Source organism: Tundrisphaera lichenicola (assembly GCF_051175385.1).
GTDB classification, from domain to species: domain Bacteria; phylum Planctomycetota; class Planctomycetia; order Isosphaerales; family Isosphaeraceae; genus Tundrisphaera; species Tundrisphaera lichenicola.
Map to the genome: position 1 here is coordinate 2,486,302 of NZ_CP195106.1, position 19,972 is coordinate 2,506,273.

16 protein-coding genes are annotated in these 19,972 nt (G+C 64.1%); 2 read left to right on the forward strand and 14 right to left on the reverse strand.

All coding sequences use genetic code 11. From position 1 onward, the window contains the following. Positions 1-251: 251 nt before the first annotated feature. On the forward strand, positions 252-2,201 hold the full coding sequence (locus P12x_RS09860; protein ID WP_435010693.1) for a redoxin family protein: 1,950 nt from the start codon (positions 252-254) through the stop codon (positions 2,199-2,201). A gap of 163 nt (positions 2,202-2,364) precedes the next feature. Here the strand turns inward: P12x_RS09860 and P12x_RS09865 are convergent, their stop codons facing one another. The 13 genes from P12x_RS09865 to P12x_RS09925 all read right to left on the reverse strand — a co-directional run bounded on the left by P12x_RS09865 (position 2,365) and on the right by P12x_RS09925 (position 15,602). Beyond that, positions 2,365-3,267, reverse strand: coding sequence for a F0F1 ATP synthase subunit gamma (locus P12x_RS09865; protein ID WP_435010694.1), 903 nt, complete (start codon positions 3,265-3,267; stop codon positions 2,365-2,367). After that, positions 3,264-4,820 (reverse strand): alternate F1F0 ATPase, F1 subunit alpha, encoded by a 1,557-nt coding sequence (locus P12x_RS09870; RefSeq protein WP_435010695.1) that lies wholly within the window; start codon positions 4,818-4,820, stop codon positions 3,264-3,266. Before P12x_RS09870 ends, P12x_RS09865 begins: the two co-directional genes overlap by 4 nt. Further along, the gene (locus P12x_RS09875) at positions 4,820-5,656 is read right to left on the reverse strand and encodes a F0F1 ATP synthase subunit B family protein (RefSeq protein WP_435010696.1); all 837 of its coding nucleotides are present in this window, start codon (positions 5,654-5,656) and stop codon (positions 4,820-4,822) included. Before P12x_RS09875 ends, P12x_RS09870 begins: the two co-directional genes overlap by 1 nt. A gap of 3 nt (positions 5,657-5,659) precedes the next feature. Next, a complete protein-coding gene (locus P12x_RS09880; RefSeq protein WP_435010697.1) occupies positions 5,660-5,941 on the reverse strand; it encodes a F0F1 ATP synthase subunit C in 282 nt (93 codons plus the stop codon). A gap of 34 nt (positions 5,942-5,975) precedes the next feature. Further along, positions 5,976-6,671: a F0F1 ATP synthase subunit A gene (locus P12x_RS09885; RefSeq protein ID WP_435010698.1), complete on the reverse strand. Its 696-nt coding sequence runs from the start codon at positions 6,669-6,671 to the stop codon at positions 5,976-5,978. Beyond that, positions 6,661-6,981 (reverse strand): N-ATPase subunit AtpR, encoded by a 321-nt coding sequence (locus tag P12x_RS09890; RefSeq protein ID WP_435010699.1) that lies wholly within the window; start codon positions 6,979-6,981, stop codon positions 6,661-6,663. Before P12x_RS09890 ends, P12x_RS09885 begins: the two co-directional genes overlap by 11 nt. After that, positions 6,974-7,303: an AtpZ/AtpI family protein gene (locus P12x_RS09895; protein ID WP_435010700.1), complete on the reverse strand. Its 330-nt coding sequence runs from the start codon at positions 7,301-7,303 to the stop codon at positions 6,974-6,976. Before P12x_RS09895 ends, P12x_RS09890 begins: the two co-directional genes overlap by 8 nt. Then, positions 7,296-7,742 carry a F0F1 ATP synthase subunit epsilon gene (locus P12x_RS09900; RefSeq protein WP_435010701.1) on the reverse strand — a complete coding sequence of 149 codons (447 nt, stop codon included), beginning with the start codon at positions 7,740-7,742 and terminating at the stop codon, positions 7,296-7,298. Before P12x_RS09900 ends, P12x_RS09895 begins: the two co-directional genes overlap by 8 nt. Further along, positions 7,681-9,117: a F0F1 ATP synthase subunit beta gene (gene atpD / locus P12x_RS09905; RefSeq protein ID WP_435010702.1), complete on the reverse strand. Its 1,437-nt coding sequence runs from the start codon at positions 9,115-9,117 to the stop codon at positions 7,681-7,683. Before atpD ends, P12x_RS09900 begins: the two co-directional genes overlap by 62 nt. A gap of 141 nt (positions 9,118-9,258) precedes the next feature. Further along, a complete protein-coding gene (locus P12x_RS09910) occupies positions 9,259-10,203 on the reverse strand; it encodes an aldo/keto reductase (protein ID WP_435010703.1) in 945 nt (314 codons plus the stop codon). 32 nt (positions 10,204-10,235) lie between these two features. After that, positions 10,236-11,660: a DUF1501 domain-containing protein gene (locus P12x_RS09915; protein WP_435010704.1), complete on the reverse strand. Its 1,425-nt coding sequence runs from the start codon at positions 11,658-11,660 to the stop codon at positions 10,236-10,238. Between the two features lie 17 nt (positions 11,661-11,677). Continuing rightward, a complete protein-coding gene (locus P12x_RS09920; RefSeq protein ID WP_435010705.1) occupies positions 11,678-15,007 on the reverse strand; it encodes a DUF1553 domain-containing protein in 3,330 nt (1,109 codons plus the stop codon). Between the two features lie 379 nt (positions 15,008-15,386). Continuing rightward, positions 15,387-15,602 carry a hypothetical protein gene (locus P12x_RS09925; protein WP_435010706.1) on the reverse strand — a complete coding sequence of 72 codons (216 nt, stop codon included), beginning with the start codon at positions 15,600-15,602 and terminating at the stop codon, positions 15,387-15,389. Between the two features lie 252 nt (positions 15,603-15,854). Between P12x_RS09925 and P12x_RS09930 the strand changes: the two genes are divergently transcribed. After that, positions 15,855-17,114, forward strand: a complete 1,260-nt coding sequence (locus P12x_RS09930) for a hypothetical protein (RefSeq protein WP_435010707.1) — start codon at positions 15,855-15,857, stop codon at positions 17,112-17,114. A gap of 9 nt (positions 17,115-17,123) precedes the next feature. Here P12x_RS09930 and P12x_RS09935 read toward each other — a convergent pair whose 3' ends face one another. Beyond that, entirely contained in the window at positions 17,124-19,928 is a 2,805-nt protein-coding gene (locus P12x_RS09935; RefSeq protein WP_435010708.1) for a c-type cytochrome domain-containing protein, read from the reverse strand. Between the last annotated feature and the right edge of the window lie 44 nt (positions 19,929-19,972).

Consider the following 19,972-nt stretch of genomic DNA (forward strand, 5'->3'; position numbering starts at 1 on the left):
CTCGGGGAAATCATGCCCAGTCGGTCAACCGGCGCAGGGATTGCTGCAATTCCGAAGCCATCCGATCTGGAGATCCCCGATCCACTCCGATCGAGTCCCGACGAATCCGTCGAGACTTGTGGAGGACCGAGTCGGGACTTGCCGATCATGACGGTCAGGGCGGTGGTCCGGGCTCGAAACTGGGCCGACCATCGTCGACCGATGATCGCGGTGGGGCCGAGTCCCACCTGGACCCCTGTAAGGAGACGCCGATGCGGGCCTTCCGGACGACATGGGCCGTAGCCTGCTTCCTGGCCGTGGCCCCGGCCATCGCCCTTGCCGCTCCACCGACCGTCGCCCAGCTGATGGCCTTCAAGCCGAGCCAGAAAGGCGTCGAGTACGATGTCCCGAGCGATCCTGCGGCCATCGCCGCCTGCAAGGTCGAGCCGGTCGCCAACGGCAAGGGAGCCTCGATCGGCTGGGCGCTCCGAGACGGCCAGGGGAAGCTCCTCTGCCGGTTCGTTGACAGCAACGGCAGCGGCCGGATGAACCAGTGGAGCTACTACCAGGACGGCTTCGAGATCTATCGAGAAATCGACGTCAATAACGACCAGAGTCTCGACGAGGTCCACTGGATGAACTCGGCGGGCACCCGAGTCGCCAAGCTCTCAGGCGGCAAGATCGTCTCCTGGACCCGGATCTCGGCCGAGGAGGCCAGCAAGGTCCTGGTCCAGTCGCTGATCTCGGGCGACTCCGAATTGCTCGAGACCGTGATGGCCTCCCCCGCCGAACTGGAAGCCCTCGGGATCCCCAAGGGGGAGATCGATCAGGTCGCCGAGGCCGAGAAACAGCGCGTCGCGATGGTCAAGACGCTCCGATCGGGGCTGGTCGGCTGGGATGCCAACACTCGCTGGCAGCAGTTCCAGGGGGCCCTGCCCCACCTGATCGCGGCCGATGCCGGCCTCAAGGATGACTTGATCCTTTATGAGAACGCCCTGATCTTCGTCGGGTCGTCGAACAACAACGCCGCCAAGGGGTTGCAGGCCGCGTTCCTCCAGTCCACCGAGATGGTCAAGATCGGCGAAACCTGGAAGTTCGTCGACCTTCCCCGGGTGATCGATCCGAACAAGAATGTGCCGATCGCGGCGGTCGAGGGCGGGATCCGGTCATGGGTCTTCCGCGAGGCCGGGAACTTCAGCGGAGGCGGGGAGAATCCTGCCGTTGCTGAGGCGATGCAGGCCCTGGCCGCTTACGACAAGGACAACAAAGGACTTCTCGACGACGGATCGGCCAAGAACGTGGCCCGGTTCCACGTCGGTCGCGTCCCCCTGCTCAACAAGGTGGTCAAGGCCGCCGAGTCCGCCAACGAGCCGAAGGTCGAACTCGACCACCAGAAGTTGATCGTCGACAGCCTGGCCGCCGCCTACACCACCGGGTCTTATCCCGATGGGGCCAAGGTCCTCGAAGGGCTCGCGGCCAAGGGCGGCAAGGCCGGGACCTACGCCGCCTTCAAGCAGATCGAGGCCGATTTCGCGCTCCAGAATGCCGATCAAGGGCTCAATCTCGCCGTCCAGGAAGCCTGGCTGGAGAAACTCAAGGGATTTGTCGAGAAGTATCCCCAGTGCGACGAGGCCCCGCAGGCCCTCCTCTTCCTGGCCAGCACGAACGAGCTGAACGGTCGAGAGGCCGACGCCAAGAAGTATTACACCCCGCTGGCGGCCGACTATGCCGAGACCGAGTGGGGCAAGAAGGCCGCCGGTGCCTTGAAGCGGCTCGACTCGGTCGGCAAGCCGATCGTCCTGAAGGGGACCGATCTCCAGGGCCAGTCGGTCGACGCCGGCCAGTACAAGGGCAAGACGCTCCTGGTCGTCTTCTGGGCGACCTGGGCCAACCTCGCCAAGCGTGACCTCCCCGACCTGGCCAAGCTCCAGGCCAAGTACAAGGCCAAGGGCTTCGAGGTCATCGGGGTCAACCTTGATAACGACAAGGCCGAACTCGACGCCTTCCTCCAGGCCAGCCCACACCCATGGCCGGAACTCTTCGAGCCGGGCGGACTGGAGAGCCGGCTGGCCACCGAGTTCGGGATTATCTCACTCCCGACCATGCTCCTGGTCGATCCCGACGGTAAGGTCACGCATCGGAACCTCCGGACCTCTTCCGACCTGGAGATCGTGCTCGACAAGGCCCTCGACGGGAAGGTCGCCCTCGGCGACCGGAAGTAATCGAAACACCCCCTGCTCTGCCCTTTCCTCGCAGAACCCACCGGGAGGCCGGCCATCCTTGACGGGATGGCCGGCCTCCTGGCGTTCGAACGCATTGCGCAATTCGAGACCGAATGGGGATTCCGATCAGGACAAGGCATCCAGCAGCTTCAACTCATCTGAATTACTTTCCATTATTTCGCTTCTTTTTCGACATGGCCTCATACCCGGAGACGACATCGAAGAGTTCTTCATCGATGGTATTTTGACGCATCCGGCGATAGGACTGATTCAACTGATCCACCAGTTCGTCGATGTTCTTCTCGGCTCGCTGCATGGCGGCCAGTCGGCTCGCGTTCTCGGCGGCCAGCGATTCGACGCAGGCCTTGAAGAGCGAGACGAACAGATACTCGCGGATGATGGCCCGGAGCGTCTGCTCCCGACCGCTGAGGACTTCGGGGATGACCTTGGTCGGCCAGGGAAGTCGCGAGAGCCTGAGCCCCCATTCCCGATCCAGGGGCAGCAATCGCTGGACGACCGGCTCGTATTCCGCTCGAGACGTCGGGCGATTGTGGAAGAGGTATAACTGCACGGCCTCCCCCCCCCCATGTCGCGCCTCGCTCTCGACGAGGATCTGGCCCAGGAGCGGCGCAATCGAGTTCACCGACGTCGGGACCGTGAAAAGCCCCACGGGAGAGAGCCCATGATCCGCGAGCCGCGATTGGATGCGATCTCCGACGGCCCAGACGTTCTTCTCGCCGGAATAGGGTTCGAGTGAGCGGGCGACCCGATCCGCCAGGACGTCATTGAACTGGCCGACGAGCCCCTGATCCGATCCGAAGACGATCGCATTCACGGCCTTCGAAGCGGTCCCGGGCTCATTGGCCCGGGAAAAGGCATCTCGCCGATCCCTCAAGCATGCGGCCAGTCCCAACTCCACGGCCCGTTCGTAGTCGGCCAGTGCGAGAACGGACTTCTCGTACTGACCGATGCTCGCAGCGGCCAGGGCCTTCATCGACCGGACCACCGATTTCAGGTCTACGGCACCGCCCATCTTCCGGCGGAGGCTTTCCAGGGTATCGCTCATGGCTCCTTCCTCGATCCGCGATCGGCCTCGATCTGGAATGGCGCAAGCACCCTGGCGACGACTTTCAGGATCGAGCCTCGATCCTCGTCGCTCAGCTTTTCCTCCTTCGCGAATCTTCGACGGATCTCGGGAGGGATCTCCTCGGAGCTTGCCTTGAGCGCGTTCTCGGCCTCCCTCAGCTTGTCGATCGGAACGCGATCGAGCTGCCCGCTCGTCAGGGCCAGGAGGATGGCGATCTGCTGGGTGATCGAGGCCGGTTCGAGTTCGGGTTGCTTCAGGACGGCTCGGATCCGGTGCCCATGATCGATGATCTTGCGGGTGTGGTCGTCCAATCTCGTGCCAAACTTCGCGAAGGCCTCCAACTCGGTGAACTGGGCATAGGCGAGCTTGAGATCGCCGGCCACCGCCCGGTAGGCCGCACGTTGGGCCTTGCCACCGACCCGAGAGACGGACTTGCCGACGTCGACGGCGGGAAGCACGCCCAGTTCAAACAGGGTCGGAGACAGGTAGATCTGACCATCGGTGATGGAGATCAGATTGGTGGGGATGTAGGCCGAGAGGTTCTGGGCCTCGGTCTCGATGATCGGGAGCGCCGTGAGCGAGCCTCCCTTCAGCCCTTCGCGAAGGCGGGTCGCACGCTCCAGGAGCCGCGAATGGATGTAGAAGATATCACCGGGGAATGCTTCTCGACCGGGGGGCCGGCGCAGCAGGAGCGAGAGCTCTCGATAGGCTCGGGCATGCTGCGTCAAGTCGTCGTAGACGATCAGGACGTCTCGGCCCGACTCCATGTAATGTTCGGCGATGCTGGTCGCGGCATAGGGGGCGATGTAGGTCAGGCCGGGAGGGTCATTCCCCTCGGTCACCACGACGACGGTATAGTCCAACGCCCCGCCTTCGCTCAGCTTCGCGACGACCTTCGCGACCGAGGACGCTCGCTGGCCGATCGCGCAGTAGATGCAGATCACATCCTGATCTCGCTGATTCATGATCGTATCGATCGCGATCGCGGACTTGCCCGTCTGCCGGTCGCCGAGGATCAGCTCGCGTTGACCCCGCCCGATCGGGATCAGCGCATCGATCACGAGGAGCCCGGTCTGCAAGGGGACCGAGACGGGGGCCCGATCCATGATCGGCCGGGCGGGCCGCTCGATGGGCAACCGCCGGCTGGAGCGAACGGGGCCCTTGCCATCCAGCGGCCCTCCCAGAGGGTCGATGATCCGACCGATCAGGCCATCGCCCACCGGCACGTCCATCACTCGGCCGGTCCGCTCGACCTCATCCCCCGTCTGTAACCGACCGCAATCGCCGAGGAGGACGACCCCGATCTCGTCCGAATCGAGGTCGAACGCGATCCCGAACAGATCGCCGGGGAACCTCACCAGCTCGTCGGAGCCGACGCCGGGAAGGCCCGTGACCTTGGCGATCCCGAAGGAGAGGCTCGCGATCGACCCAACCTCACGCGGCTCCAGTTGAGGAGTGAAGCCCTCCAACTTCGAACGAATATCGGAAAAGGCCCGACGGAAGACGCCATTGACAACCTCGGGCGAATCCATCAGGCATGACCTCCCGGAATCGAGGACGTTGTCTCGAGCCCTTGCCGGGGCGGTGCTTCCGGGTTCGATCCGAACTTCCCATGGCCACTCAGGATCTGGGCGACGCTCTCTTCGAGTTTCTCGAGGTAATCCCCGATGCTCCAGGCGATCTTATGCCCGTTCGCCGACAGCTCGATGCCACTTACCAGTTCGGGAGCCGTCTCATACTGGACTCGGGTGTTCGTCGCGAGAGTCTCCCGGATCGCCACCTCGATCGCTTCCTGCTCCGCGGGCGGGAGATCGAAGGAGGTCCGGACCAGGGCCGAGGAGGACGGCTTGTTCAACGCGGCGGCCAATCGCTCCTTTTCCGGGTCGTTCATCCCCCGAAGACGATCCAGGAACGCCCGGCTGATCCGCTCCTCGAGACTGGCCGAGGCGAGATCCGCCAGCGTCTTCCTGGCGATCGCAAAGACCTCGTCCTGGGTCCATCGAACGATCTCGCGATTCAGTTCTTGTTCCTCGGATCGGATCGCGTCCCGACGCTTGGCCCGCAAGGCATCCATCTCCCGATTCGCCTGGTCGAGAAGCCGCGTGCGTTCGGCATCGGCCTCCTTCCTGACGTCGGAGATCATGGCTTCACGACGCTCGTCAAAATCCTGGTTCTTGTGCCGATAGTCATCCGCTTCCTTTCCCGCTTCCACCAGTTTCACTTCGGCCAGGGCAAGCCGGTTGGCGATGGCTTTCTCCCGATCGTCGATGGCTCGCAGGATGGGCGTATACAGGAATCGCCTCAGCAAATACACCAGGATCAGGAAGTTCACGATCTGGGCCGTGAACGTGAACCAATCGACAGACATGACTTACTTCCCCGAAGCTTGAGTAATCACATGATTCCAGAATGGGTTGGCGAAGATCAGGATCATGGAAACCACGAAGCAGTAGATCGCCGTCGACTCGATCATCGCCAGGCCGACGAACAACGTCCTGGTGATGGTCGACGAGGCGTCGGGCTGCTGGGCCAACGAACTCATCGCCATCGAGACCGCCTTCCCCTCGGCCAGCGCGGGCCCCATCGTCCCGAATCCGGTGGTGATCCCGGAGACGACTATCGACGCCACCGCGATCGCGGTCATCTGATCCATGGAAGCTCCCCTTTCAATGGTCGGATCTCGACCTTCAGAGTGACTCGTCCGGGTGCATGCCCACCTCGCGGACCTGCGTGGCGGCGGCGATGTAGACCGCCGCCAGGATGCTGAAGATGTAGGCCTGGACCATCCCGGTCAGCAGGCCGAGCAAGGTCATCAAGATCGGGAAGACGATCGGCGCGATCGTGAGCAGGATCGCGATGATCAAGCTACCGCTCATCATGTTGCCGAAGAGCCGGATCGCCAGCGCCAGCGTCCTCGACAGTTCACTGATGATGTTGAACGGGAGCATAATGAATGTGGGCTTCAGGTACGACTTGAGATACTCGCCGATTCCTTGACCTTCGATCCCGAAGAGCGGCACCGCGATGAATACGCAGACGGCCAGCGCGGAAGTCGTCGAGAGTGAGCTGGTCGGCGGCTCGTACCAGGGGAGGATCGTGCAAAGGTTCGATACCGCAATGAACAGGAAAAGGGTCCCGATGAAGGGGAGGTACTTCTCCGAATTTTGCAGTCCGATCTCCCGGATCTGAGTCCGAATCGAGGTCACCACGATCTCGAGGAAGCCCTGCCATCGCGTAATTCGACCTTCCGTCGCGAGATTTCGCGTGATCAACTTGGCACCGAGGACCATCAGGATCATCAACACCCACGTCGTGACGATCGTGCTATTGAGCTGAAAGATGCCCGATCGCCAGAAAATCAGCTGGTCGGGACTAAGGCGCAAGGAGGGCCTCCTCTTCCTCACGAGGGGTCGGCCCGATCGCCCCTCTCCTCGTGAACCACCTCACTAGGATGAACCTGGCGACCAGGAATCCCAAGAGGCTGGCCACGAGCCTCGACGATTGCCCCCCGGCGATCCAATAGAACCCGAGCACAATCGTCCCAGTCCGGATCAAGAGGCTGCCGAGGAACCAGAAGGCCGTTTTCTCGGAGGAGACACCCTTCCGGATCGTCCACCAGAGGCCGCCGAAGAAGAACATCCCGAGCAGGATGCCTCCGAGGCAGGAGAGCGCCAGGGGGACCGGATCACTCATGGGAGTCCTCCCGGATGTCCTCGTATTCGAGCTCGACCCAATGCCAGGCGTTCAGGCAGCCGAGCAGCAAACCAACGACCAAAAACATGATTGTCCAAGAATATTTGCTCGGGTATCGCGAATCCAGCCAGATGCCGATCATCGCGCCCAGGAGGGTCGGGATCGTCACCGACCAGCCGACCAAGCCCGAGACTCCCAACCCGGCCCAGACGCTCCTGGAGGGGCCTCGCCTTGCCTTCAACTTGCGAGCGGCCTGCCTTCCCACCTGACGGCTGAAGTTCGCCTCCCGATCCGAGGATTCTCCCTCGCGCCCCTCATTCATGTTGAAACTCCATGAATCGGCGGACGAATTCACCTTCCATCTTATCCATGACCGAGCGGACGCTTTGTTCCTGCCGATCGATCCTGAGGAATTCCCGCTTCACCGCCTCGTGCAATTGATCGAGGTTCGTCCCTCCGATGGCATTTCGGACCGAGACCAGGACTTCCGGGCCCGCCTTGACGAGGACCCCTTGATCGACGGCCAGGTAGATTTCGCCCCCGGCTTCCGGCTCGTAGGTGAGGATGCCGGGGCTCAACGCCGCCGCGCAGTCCAGCCGGTTGGGCAGGAGGCCGAAGGAACCCCGAAGTGTCTGGACCACGATCCGACGGACACGCTCCGCTTCGAGGAAAACCCGGAAAGGCAGGAGGATTTTGAGATTAATGGGCTCGGGCTCCCTGCTCCGACGGTCCCGATGCCTTGACCCTGGCCAGGGCCTCATCGATTGGACCGATCATGTAGAAGGCGCTCTCGGGATAGTCCTTGAATTCATCGTTGAGGATGCGTTCACAGCCATCGATCGCGTCTGCCAGGGAGACATCCTCCCCCTTGATCCCGCTGAATTGCTCGGTGGCGAAGAACGGCTGAGTCAGGAATCGTTCCAGCCTTCGGGCTCGGCCGACGACAGCCCGGTCCTCCGGAGAGAGTTGCTCCATGCCGAGCATGGCGATGATATCCTTCAATTCCTCGTAGTGGGCCAGGGATCGGCGAATGTCCTGGGCCACCCGGTAGTGGCGCTCGCCCACGATTGCGGGCGTCGCCATGCTCGAGTTCGATTGCAGCAGGTCGATGGCCGGGTAGAGACCCTCGCTCGCCCGCTTCCGAGAGAGCACGATCGAGGCGGACAGGTGCGAGAACGTGTGGACGGCGGCGGGATCGGTCAGGTCATCCGCCGGGACATAGACCGCCTGGATCGACGTGATCGCCCCGGAGACGGTGTTCGCGATCCGTTCTTCCAGTCCCGAGAGCTCGGTGCCCATCGTCGGCTGATATCCCAGGCGAGAGGGCATCTGTCCCATCAGGCCCGAGACCTCCATCCCGGCCTGGATGAACCGGAAGATGTTGTCCACGAGCAAGAGCACGTCGCGATGTTCGTCATCCCGGAAATATTCGGCCATCGTCAGGGCCGATAGTCCCACGCGGAACCGCGCCCCCGGAGGTTCGTTCATCTGGCCGAACATCATGACCATCTGCTCGAGCACCCCCGCCTCTTTCATCTCCCGATAGAGTTCCTCCCCCTCGCGACAGCGCTCGCCGATGCCGCAGAAGATGCTCACGCCTTGCTGATGTCCGACCATGTTATGGATCATCTCGGTGAGCAGGACCGTCTTCCCGACGCCCGCCCCGCCGAAGAGCCCCGCCTTGCCCCCTCGCTCCAGCGGGACCAGCACATCGATGACCTTGATGCCCGTCTCGAAGATCTCGGATTTCGTGGAACGACTCGTCAGGGGCGGGGGATCTCGATGGATGCTACGCCACTCCACATCGGCCAGGGCCTCCCCTCGGTCGATGACATTCCCGAACACATCAAACATTCGCGAGACGATCCCCTTGCCGACCGGGACCTTCAGGGGACCGCCCGTATCCTCCACGAGCATCCCTCGCGAGAGTCCCTGCGTCGGATTCAAGGCGATGCAGCGCACATGATGCCGATCGAGTTGCATCAGCACTTCGATGGCTATCTTCAAATCGGGCCCGGCTCGCAGCAGGTTGTAAATCGAGGGGAGGACTCCTTCGAATCGGACGTCGACCACGCTTCCGTGAACTTGCGCGACCACGCCATGATTCGGTCGCTCGTCGCTTGCGGGCTTCGACATCCCAGAGTCCATCACTTTCGTTTCCGACCGATGCTCGGCCGATCCTCGGATCGAGGATTGGACGCCGGAAAATCCCGACCCGGACCATGGCCCGGGGAGATGATCCACGAACGGCCGAGCCTCCGGGTTCCTAGCGGATTGTCAGGAACTCGCCGCATCGAGGATCGCAATCGCCTCGCCATCCAGTTCGAGGCGGGTCGCCTCGATCAGGTCGTTGAGTTGTGGCAGGCTCGTCGCGCTCGCGATCGGGGCCGTCACGGCCGGTCGCGTCATGAGCCAGGCAATCGCCACCCGGGCCGGAGTCGAAGCCACTCGGGCGGCCACCTGGTCGAGCCCTTCGAGGATCCGATAGCCCCGGTCGTTCAGGTACGATTTGACCTTCTGCCCTCTGGCGCTCTGGCCCAGGTCGGCCTCGGATCGGTATTTCCCGGTGAGGAAGCCGCTGGCGAGCGAGTAGTACGGGATCACGCCGATATTGGCTTCCAGGCAGAGCGGAGCTAATTCGTCCTCGAATCCGGCTCGGGCATAAAGGTTGTATTCCGGCTGGAGGCACTGGTAACTCGGGAGGCCGTGTTCCTTGCTGATCTTCAAGGACTCGGCCAGCCGTTCGGCGGAGTAGTTGGAGGCGCCGATCGCCCGGACTTTCCCCTGCTCGATCAACTTCGAGTAGGCCGAGAGGGTCTCCTCCTGGGCCGACCCGTCGTCCTTGTGCGACTGATAAAGGTCGATGTGGTCGACCCCGAGTCGTTTCAGCGAGGCCTCGACCGCCTGCATGATATAAGGGCCGGAGAGCCCCTTCTGGCCCGGCCCCATCTCCATGCCGACCTTGGTGGCGAGGACCACGCGATCCCGCTTGCCAGATTTCTTGAACCAGTGGCCGAGGATCGTCTCGGATTCCCCCCCCTGATTGCCCGGCGCCCACCTCGAATAGACGTCGGCGGTGTCGACCAGGTTGAAACCGGCGTCGACGAAGGCGTCCAGCAGTTGGAACGAGGTCGCCTCGTCGATGGTCCAGCCGAACACGTTGCCACCGAAGGCCAGGGGGGCGACCTCGAGTCCGGAATCCCCGAGCTTGCGCATCTTCACTTATTCAGCTCCCTCGAGAGTCTCGATGGAAATCAGGCCACGATCGGCTTGATGACCTTGCCGCTGACATCCGTGAGCCGGAAGTCGCGGCCGGCATAGCGATAGGTCAAGCGTTCGTGGTCGAAGCCGAGCAGGTGGAGGATCGTGGCGTGGAGGTCGTGGACGCTCGTCCGATCCTGGACGGCCTTGAATCCGAAGTCGTCGGTCGCCCCGTGGACGGTCCCGCCCTTGATCCCGCCCCCGGCCATCCAGACCGAGAAGCCATAATGGTTGTGATCCCGGCCGAGTTGCGACTTGCCGTCGCCGTTCAATTCAACGGTCGGCGTCCGGCCGAATTCCCCGCCCCAGATCACCAGGGTGTCTTCGAGCATCCCGCGTTGCTTCAGGTCGGTCAGGAGCGCGGCGATCGGCTGGTCGATCTCGCCGGCCAGCTTCCGGTGGTTCTGCTCGATCTGGGCGTGATTGTCCCAGGGCTGGCTCGCCCCGTGCCAGAGCTGGACATAGCGGACGCCCCGCTCCAGGAGTCGTCGGGCGATCAGGGTTTGTCGACCGTGGACCCCTGGCCCGTAGAGGTCGCGGATCGCCTGCGGCTCGCGGTTCAGGTCGAAGGCCTCGGCCGCCTCCATCTGCATCCGGAAGGCCATCTCGAACGACTGGATTCGCGAGTTGAGCCGGGAATCGAGGCGCGACTCGCGATGTTCCGCGTTCAGGGTCTTCAGGAGATCGAGCTGCCTCCGCTGGGTATCTCGCGAGGCGTGGGGGCTCCGGATGTTCTCGATCAGCTTGTCGACCTCGGTGTACTGGGGGTCGACGAAGGTCCCCTGGTAGATCCCCGGGAGGAATCCCGACCGCCAGTTCTCGGCATCCTTGATCGGATAGCCGTTGGGGCACATGGCGATGAAGCCGGGGAGGTTCTGGTTCTCGGTCCCCAGTCCATACATGACCCAGGCCCCGACGCTCGGGCGAGGCAGGACCGAATCGCCGCAGTTCATCAGCATCAAGGACGGTTCGTGGTTCGGCACCTGGGCGTACATCGACCGGATCACGGCGATGTCGTCGATATGCTGCGCCGTCTTCGCGAAGAGTTCGCTGACCTCGATCCCGCTCTGGCCGTACTTCTGGAACTTGAACGGGGAAGGGAAAGCCGCCCCGGTCTTGCGTTCGGTGGTCAGGGTTTCCGGCGCGGGCTGGCCGGCGTACTTTGCGAGCGCCGGCTTGGGGTCGAACGTGTCGACGTGGGACGGCCCGCCATTCAAGAAGAAATGGATGACCCGCTTGGCCTTGCCGGGGAAATGCGGGATCTTGACACCCAGGGCGTCCCCGGCCTCGACCGGGCCGGCGAAGGCCCCCTGATCGGCCAGGAGACCACCCAGGCCGAGCGCCCCCAGCCCCATCGCCGATCGCTGGAGGAGGGCCCTGCGGTTGAACTCGTGCGAAGCTGGTCGCGGTTCACGCATCGATCATTTCCCCCAAATCAGTCGACGAACATCAATTCATTGGCCATGAGAAGGACCTGGGCCAGCTGTTCGCGGGGCGAGAGGGGAGGCGTGGAAGGGCCGGTGAAGTCGCGGGCGGCATCCCACTTCGGGCTCACCCCGGGGCCCTTGACCCCGCCCGTCGTCTCGACAATCTCCGAGACGATCGGTGCCCAGAGATACTGGTCGCTGTTCAGTCCTTCCCGAATATCGACGACGAAGTCGAGGATCTCCCCGGCCTCGACCTCGAACGATCCGACGCTGAGATCGAGGCTGGCATTGTGAACCTCGCCCGACTTGAGCACCCCTTGTCGGCTGGAGACGATCCAGCATCGGATCCCATCGCCCGCTTCGACTTCGTGTTTCGCGGTCGACTGGATCGCGAATCGACCCCGACGGGGCGCCGTCCATCGACGGATCGCGGCGTGCTGGAGATCGTTACCGGGATGTCCACCCTGGGCGGTCAATTGAACCCAACCGAGCTTCGGGTCGGGCCACGCCGGGCCGCCACTCCAGGCCGAACCGTTGAAATGGGGGAGCGGTTGAAAATCCCCGACCCGGCCCGAGGCGGCGTCGACCGCACCATAGCCGTAGGACCAGTCCAGGGTCTCCGGGGCGGGCCTGGAAATCGGCTCCTCGGCGGAGGATTCCAGGAAAGCTCGGGCCGCCTGAACCTGCGAGTCGGTCGGATCTCGCTGGTAGACCGACCGGTAGAGGTGCCGGACGGCCTGGTCCGCGTCTTCGGTCGAGATCCTGGCGACCAGCGCCCGCGCCCGGTTCGCCAGGAATGGGTGGTTCATCGCGAAGAGGGCCTGCTGCGGGACCGTCGTCTCGCTCCGGGAAGGGACGTGTAGATCGGGGTTGGCGAAGTCGAAGACCCGGAGCACGCTCGGGAGGAATTGCCGATCCACCAGCCCATAAAGTGTCCGGCGGACGTTGGTCGTGGACCCTTCGAAGAGATCCTCCGCCCGCCCGCCGATCCGGAGGTCGAGTTCCCCCGAGATCGAGAGGAGCGTGTCGCGAGACTCCTCGAACGTCAGGCGACGGGGGTTCATCCGCCAGAGGAGTCGGTTCTCGGGATCGATCTGGACGGCTCTCTCGCGAGCTTCGAGGTCATCCGGTCCGTCGGATCGCTGCTGGTAAGCGGCCGAGGTCAGGATCAGTCGGTGGATGGCCTTGGTGCTCCACCCCTCGGAGACCAGTCGAGCGGCCAGCCAGTCGAGCAGCTCGGGATGACTCGGCGGCTCGGCCCGGAGCCCGAAGTCGCTGGGAGTCCGGACCAGCCCTGCCCCGAAATGGTGCATCCAGACCCGGTTGACCCAGACCCGAGCGGTCAGGGGATTGGCGGGATCGACGATTGCCCGGGCCAGCTCCAGTCGCCCGCTCCCCTGGGAGAAGGGCTCGCGATCGGGACCCGAGATGGCGGCGAGGAACCGTCGAGGGACCTCGTCTCCCTGGTTGGCCGGGCTCCCTCGTCGGAAGATCCGGGGCTCCCGGACCTCGGCCCGATCGACCACCGCCACCGCATGGGGCGCGGCCTCGGGGGAGTCGATCAGCCAGCGATCCACCGCTTTCTGGAGTCCCCAGGTCGCCTCGATGGTCGCGGTATCGAAGAATGATTCCGTGCTGACGATCGCCTCGTCGGGGACCTCGCAGGGGGATCGGAATCCGAAGAGGACTCGACGAAGCTCCTCCTCATCCGGGTCCGCCAGGCCGGAGAGGCCCAGGCCCTCGCGATGCTCGGACCAGAGTGCCGCCACCTCCGCGAACAATTTACCGTAACGCTCGGCTACCTCGCGGATCGAGGCTGGTGGTTCGACGAACAGCCGGGCTACCCGTGGATTGACCGGGCCTGCCCCGTTCGAGCCGAGTTCCCGGGTTACGTCGGCCGACCGAGCGGCGAACTCGGCGTCGGACAGGCTCGCGAATTTCCGCCAGGGGCGGAAGATCGAGTCGTCCTCTTTCGCCCTACGGGTCAGATAGGCGTGCCATCGACGGACGAAGGCCGGGATCAGATCCGCCTTGCTCAGGATTACGTCGAAGCCTTCCTCGGGGAAATCCTGCAAATGGCGCTGGGCCAGCAGGTAGTCCGCGACTCGCCCACGGACCCGCTCCGAGGCCTCCTCGCGACTGGAGGCCAGGGACGTCTCCAGCTTCTCACGCCTCCGGGCGAGTTCCTCGGCCGAGGCCCGCGTCTTCTCATCCTGCGGGTCCGGATCGGCCACGGGAACCAGTCGCTCGGTGCTGTTCTGAAAGACGCCGTAGAGGGAGTAATAGTCGGCCGTGGGGATCGGGTCGTACTTATGGTCGTGGCAGCGGGCGCAGGCGACGGTCAGGCCCATCGTCCCCCGGGTCACGACGTCGATCCGGTCGTCGATGATGTCGTGGGTCACGCCCAGGAATCGCCGACCGAGGGTCAGGAACCCCATCGCCGCGACCGCAGATCGGTCATCGGGCTCGGCTTGGTCGGCGGCCACCTGATCGAGCAGGAATCGGTCGTAGGGGAGATCCCGATTGAAGGCGGCCACGACCCAGTCGCGATAGGCCGGGGCCTGCACGAAGAACCGCTCCTCGCGGGCGTAGACGTAGCCCTTGGTGTCCGAGTACCGGGCCACATCCAGCCAGTGCCGGGCCCATTGCTCCCCGTAATGTTCCGAGGCCAGCAGCCTTTCCACCAGTCGTAGGTAGGCATCCGGGGCGGGATCGTTGACGAAGGCCTCGACCTCCTCCGGGGTGGGCGGGAGGCCCGTCAGGTCATAACTCACCCGGCGGATCAACGTCCGACGGTCGGCGGGGGGAGATGGGGCGAGTCCCGCCTTGTCGAGCCGATCCATCAGGAAGGCATCAATCGGGTTGCCAGATCCATCGGCGCGACCGACCTGGAGCGGCTCGAACCTGCCGACTGGCTGGAAGGCCCAGTGGCTCCGTCGGGCTCGATCGTCCCGATTCATGGTCGTCGAGGTATCGACCGGCCAGGGGGCACCCGAGGCGATCCAGCGTTCGAGGGCGGCGACCTGTTCGGGGTTGAGCTTCCGATTCGGCGGCATCTTGAGGTCGCCGGTCTGACGGACCGCCTCGATCAGCAGGCTTTCCTCGGGGCGACCGGGCTCGATCGAAGGGCCGGTCAAGCCCCCTTCGAGGAGGGCCTTTCGCGAGTCCAGCCGGAGTCCCCCCTTCTGCTTCTCCGATCCGTGGCATTTCCCACAGTTCTCGATCAGAAGCGGGCGGATTTCCTTCTCAAATGCCTCGGTATCGGCCGGAGACCCGGCCTGGAGGCCACCCGAGAGGAACATCACGAGTGCCGACGAGATCAAGCTGATCCGAATCATGAGATCGATCCTGTTGCCAATCGATCGATGGTCACGAGGACGCGGGGGGGTGCTGGGGAGGGGTCGTCACTTCATCCCGGATCTGAAGTATAAACGAACCCTCGACGATTTCCTAATCCCCGCAGCTCTGGAGGGGCGGAAGCTTTTGAACCGCGCCCCGCACCGAATCGGGAAATCCGCGGCATCCGGGCGACGGTTCGATCGACGCCCCCCTTATTTTTGTCGAAAAAATGTGCTGACTCAGCACAAACTTCAGCGATGGTCATGGGAAACGATTGCAGATCGAATCAGGTCCGCCCCCTCTCACGGAGTTCGACAATCGCCAACAATCGACGCCCCGGCGACCGCTACCCGCCTTCGACGGGAAATCCATCCGCCTTCAGGCGTCGATCACGGCTCGTTCCGGCTGATGGAACAAACCCACTTTCAAGGCGCGGATCGAAGCCATTCCAGGGTGAGAACGAACCCACTCATCCTGGCAAATCGAAGCCATTATCAACCAATCGACCTCATTTTGGGAAAGTACCGAACCGGCAGAAACCATCGCAAAATTCCGACACAAAACATTACCAGAAAACAACTTAAAAATTTCCAACCACACCCGCCTCCCGGGCTTCTCTGCTCCCCTGCTTCCATCTGCGGCGGCTTGGAAGAAACGGGAGCCGTGACCTTGTCGGCGACGGATTGAAGCCACTCTCGAGGCGGATCGAACCCATTGTTCGACCCGGCGAGGTCCGCATACGTGGACGAGGGTAGTCCCTTGATCCGGACTGTCCGAGGCGTTGAAATTGTTTAACCGAGCGCAATCAACTCGGACGATGCCCCTTCAGATCTGGGAGAGACCTGAATGATGAACCGTCGCCAGCTCCTGGCCCGATCGACCGCCCTGATGCTGGCCCCCGGCCTGGCGCGGGCCGCCGACTCCCCTCGGAAGAAAGTGGCCTTCATCGGCACGGAAGTCCGGACCCACTCGCACGCCCAGCACTTCCTGGATCGGATGACCCTGGGCTACAACTGGGACGGCCAGTGGATCGCGCCCCGATTCGACGTGGCGTCGGTCTACATCGATCAGGCCCCCGAGGGGGATCTCGCCCCCGGCCGGATCGCCCGGCACAAACTGAAGAGGTTCCCGACGGTGGAGGAGGCCCTGACCCTAGGCGGGTCGGACCTGGCCGTTGATGGCGTCGTGATCATCGCCGAGCACGGGAAATATCCCAAGAGCGAACTGGGCCAGACGCTCTACCCTCGCTACGAGTTCTTCAAGAGCGCGGTCAAGGTCTTCGAGCGGAGCGGCCGGAGCGTCCCGATCTTCAACGACAAGCACCTCTCGACCACCTGGGCCCGTTGCACCGAGATGGTGGATGACTCGAAGCGGCTGGGGTTCCCGTTCCTGGCGGGCTCGTCGTTGCCGGTCACGTGGCGTCTCCCGCAGATCGACATGCCCTATGACGTCCCGCTGATCGAGAGCGTCTGCGTGGGGTACGGCGGGGTGGACAGTTATGATTTCCACGGCCTGGAGACCGCCCAGTGCATGTCGGAGCGTCGCAAGGGGGGGGAATCGGGGATCGTCCGGGTCCACACGCTGAAGGGCCCCGCCTTGTGGGAAGCCATGGCGACCGACGATCGCGAAGTCACGCGGAAGCTCATGGTCGCCGCCCTGAACCGTAGCCACAACCTCCCGGTCGAGGACGGATACCCGAGCGACGCCGTGACGTTCGAATGGGCCAGGAAGAACTTCCCCGAGATGATCGCCTACTTCATCGATCACGCCGACGGATTCCGGACGACGTTGTTCCTGGCCGCGATCCGTGATTTCAACTACGCCGGGATGAGGGGCGACAACGGACAGGTTGTTTCCTGCCAGATGTACCTGCCCATGCCCGGCCAGAGCGCCACGACCGCCGACTTCTTCAACCCGCTGACCCGGCACATCGAGGATCTGGTCCTGACCGGGAAGGCGAACTACCCGGTCGAGCGGACCCTCCTGACCTCGGGGATGGTGATCGGGGGCGTCACGTCCCTTCGCAAAGGCCAGATCCCGGTCGACACCCCCGAGATGTCGGTGGTCTACAAAGCTCCTCGCGATTCGCAGTTCCGTCGGAGTTGAGCCGCTCGGTCAGCGGACATGGAGGATCACGGGGGGACTGGAGTGTCCCCCCGCCGCGGTCGTCCTGAGGTGGAACGGCCGGGCCTGCGGGACGGCGGATCGGTCGGCCGTGACGGCGAAGGTCCGCTCGTCCTGCGTCTCGGTGACCAGCAGGCCATTGAGGCCGATATTGTCCACGATCACGCCGAACGGCAGGTTCCGCCCGGACCCTTCCGTTCCAAGCGGGACCTGCCCGACATGCCCGTCTCGCTTGACCTTGACCTTCAAGACGATCGTACGTCCGGGATGGATCTCGAACTCGAGAGGGCCGTCGGACGACTCGCCGATCGGGCGGGGACCTTCTTCGGCGGCCTCGACCCAGAGCCGGAGCGTCGGCTTCTCGCCGAGCTTGATCTCGCCCAAGGGGCCGACCGGATGGGTCACCTCACGCCCCCCGATCGTGGCCGAGGCGATCAGGCGGGCTGCCCTGGCAATCTCGGGGGTGGGCTGGGAGGCATCGGCCCGCGCGGAGATCACCCCGAGCGCCTCGATCTGCCCGGCCTCGATGACCAGCGGCGATGTGGCCGCGAAACCGGGGGGGAGCCCTTCGATCCCGACCCGGATCGGGCCATCGAATCCGTCGATCCGATGCGCCCTGACCCGGAACTCCTGAGAGTCTCCCGGTCCGATCGCCAGCTTGGCGTCCTTCAACTCGACCCGATAATCGGGGAGATTCGGCCGGACGGTCAACTTGTAAGCGAAGTCGGCCCCTTCCAGGCCCCGGACGTCTCGGATCCTCACCAGATACGTCCCATCCGCCGGCGCGGTGAAGGTGAGCTTCGAATCCTTGCCGAGTTCCCGACGCGACTCGTCGTCGTTGTCGAAGTAGACCGGGAACACCGGCAGGCCATTCGGGACGATCTCGGAACCCGGCGGGTGCGGCTGGACGACGTAGCAGGGTTCTCCCAGGGCATGGGTCAGCGGGGTCGAGTCGAAGTACCCCCATCGCTTCCCCTCGCCGGGATAGACCACGAAGCCGGAATCCGGCCCTCGGGGGTAGAGCCAGAGCCGGGCCACCTCGCCGTTCGCGTACAGATATTCATTGAGTTGCATCTCATCCTGGCCGAACAGTCGGAAGTCGCCGGTCGCTCCGTCGTCCTTCCCTCGGAAGGTGAAGTAGGATTCGCGGACGGCCTGGAGCAGAACCCGTGCGATCCGCTGACCCTGGTCGTCCAGGACCTCGACGAACGAGTCCAGCTTCGACTTCGACCGAGCCGCGTCGACCTCGATCACCCAAGACTCCCCCGCCCGGCTCGAGAAGCGGAACAGGTCGCTGTCGGGCCGGCCATCGACCCGCCCCGCGATGGTCCCGGAGATGACCGAAGGAACCTCGATCTGGTTCGCCTGTCCCGGACCATCATTTGGTTCGTGCTCGGCCACCGGCTTGGGCTGGACCGAATCGCCCACCGAAACGACCTCCCCGGCAACCTCGGACGATCCGGCGAAGCCCCGCTTTCGAGGGTTCGGAAGAGGGTAGATGGACGACGATCCGTCCATCCGGCCGACCCGGAACGACCGGCCATCCCCCGCGACCGCGAGGGCGGAAGCCACGTCGGGCTGACCTTCCCAGAGCTGGAGTTCCGAGTAGTCCGACGCATCCCAGGCCTTGACGGTCCGGTCCTCGGCGGTCGTGACGAGCCTCGAACCGTCGGCGGTGAACGCCAGGCGGACGATCGGCCCTTCGTGGGCGAACCGGGCCAGGACCATCGGGTTGACCCGAGGCTTATCGGTCGAGATGAAGTCCCAGACCCGGATGGTGTTGTCGGCACCGGCGGCGACGATCGACCGGCCGTCCAAGGTGAACGAGCAGGCGTATTCCTCCTTGAGCGGCTGGGTCAGCGTGTCCATCCGCAGGCCATCCTCCACCCGCCAGACCTTGCAGGTGTCGTCGGCGCTGGCACTCACGAGGAAGCGGCCATCGGGGCTGAAACCGACGTCGTAAACCGCACCGTTGTGGCCCGACAACTCACGCAACGGCTGGCCGGTCTCGGCGTCCCAGAGTCGGATCGATCGGTCATAGCCGCAGGTGGCCACCACCTTCCCGTCGGGCGAAAGTTCGGCGTCGAAGATCAGATCGCGGTGGCCCGGGAACCGGCGGATCAACGCCCCGTCGTCGACTTTCCAGAGGGCCGCCACGCTGCCGAGACCGGCCACGCCCGAGGCCGTCAGGAGCCGAGTCCCATCCGGGCTGAAGTGGACCGAGGTGACCTTGCCGGGGAAATCCTCCAGGACCCGCCCGGCCTCCGCCCCGTCGAACGACCCATCGGCCGAGGCCTTGCGGATCTCGACGCTCGCGAATCGGGCGATCGCCAGCCATTGCCCGTCGCGCGAGGTGTCGAGCGCCGTGATCGGCCGGACATCGTTCCGCGAGTCGATCCGGGGGACGACCAGGGCCAGGCGGTCGACCGGGTCTCCCTCGGGAGCGAGGGCTCCCGCGTCGATCCAGGCCCGGATGATCGCGATCTCGGATTCGGCCGGGCGAGGCTCGTCCTCGGGCGGCATCAAGGGTTTCGACCGCCCCGTCATCAACCGGATCATCCGGCTGGACGCGCCATCGCCGGGCACGAAGGCCGGCCCTTCCGGAGTCCCCTCATCCAGGGCGGCGAAGGTTTCCAGCGAGAAGTCCCCCTCGCGATCGCCGTCGTTATGGCAGCCGGCGCAGTATTTCGCCAGGATCGGGGCGACCTCCGACGCGAAGTCGGGGCCCTTCGACTCGTCCGCTCGGAGCGACGGCGAGACCGCCAGCAAGACCGCCGCGACCAGGGATCGGATCATGGGAGGATTCTCTCGATTCTCGGATCGTCGATGCGTGGGGGCAT

Bases quoted from the DNA above. Each gene is read 5' to 3' on its own strand.
- P12x_RS09860 (WP_435010693.1), top strand. From the start codon at position 252: ATGCGGGCCTTCCGGACGACATGGGCCGTAGCCTGCTTCCTGGCCGTG.
- P12x_RS09865 (WP_435010694.1), bottom strand. From the start codon at position 3,267: ATGAGCGATACCCTGGAAAGCCTCCGCCGGAAGATGGGCGGTGCCGTA.
- P12x_RS09870 (WP_435010695.1), bottom strand. From the start codon at position 4,820: ATGGATTCGCCCGAGGTTGTCAATGGCGTCTTCCGTCGGGCCTTTTCC.
- P12x_RS09875 (WP_435010696.1), bottom strand. From the start codon at position 5,656: ATGTCTGTCGATTGGTTCACGTTCACGGCCCAGATCGTGAACTTCCTG.
- P12x_RS09880 (WP_435010697.1), bottom strand. From the start codon at position 5,941: ATGGATCAGATGACCGCGATCGCGGTGGCGTCGATAGTCGTCTCCGGG.
- P12x_RS09890 (WP_435010699.1), bottom strand. From the start codon at position 6,981: ATGAGTGATCCGGTCCCCCTGGCGCTCTCCTGCCTCGGAGGCATCCTG.
- P12x_RS09895 (WP_435010700.1), bottom strand. From the start codon at position 7,303: ATGAATGAGGGGCGCGAGGGAGAATCCTCGGATCGGGAGGCGAACTTC.
- P12x_RS09900 (WP_435010701.1), bottom strand. From the start codon at position 7,742: ATGAGGCCCTGGCCAGGGTCAAGGCATCGGGACCGTCGGAGCAGGGAG.
- atpD (WP_435010702.1), bottom strand. From the start codon at position 9,117: ATGTCGAAGCCCGCAAGCGACGAGCGACCGAATCATGGCGTGGTCGCG.
- P12x_RS09915 (WP_435010704.1), bottom strand. From the start codon at position 11,660: ATGCGTGAACCGCGACCAGCTTCGCACGAGTTCAACCGCAGGGCCCTC.
- P12x_RS09920 (WP_435010705.1), bottom strand. From the start codon at position 15,007: ATGATTCGGATCAGCTTGATCTCGTCGGCACTCGTGATGTTCCTCTCG.
- P12x_RS09930 (WP_435010707.1), top strand. From the start codon at position 15,855: ATGATGAACCGTCGCCAGCTCCTGGCCCGATCGACCGCCCTGATGCTG.
- P12x_RS09935 (WP_435010708.1), bottom strand. From the start codon at position 19,928: ATGATCCGATCCCTGGTCGCGGCGGTCTTGCTGGCGGTCTCGCCGTCG.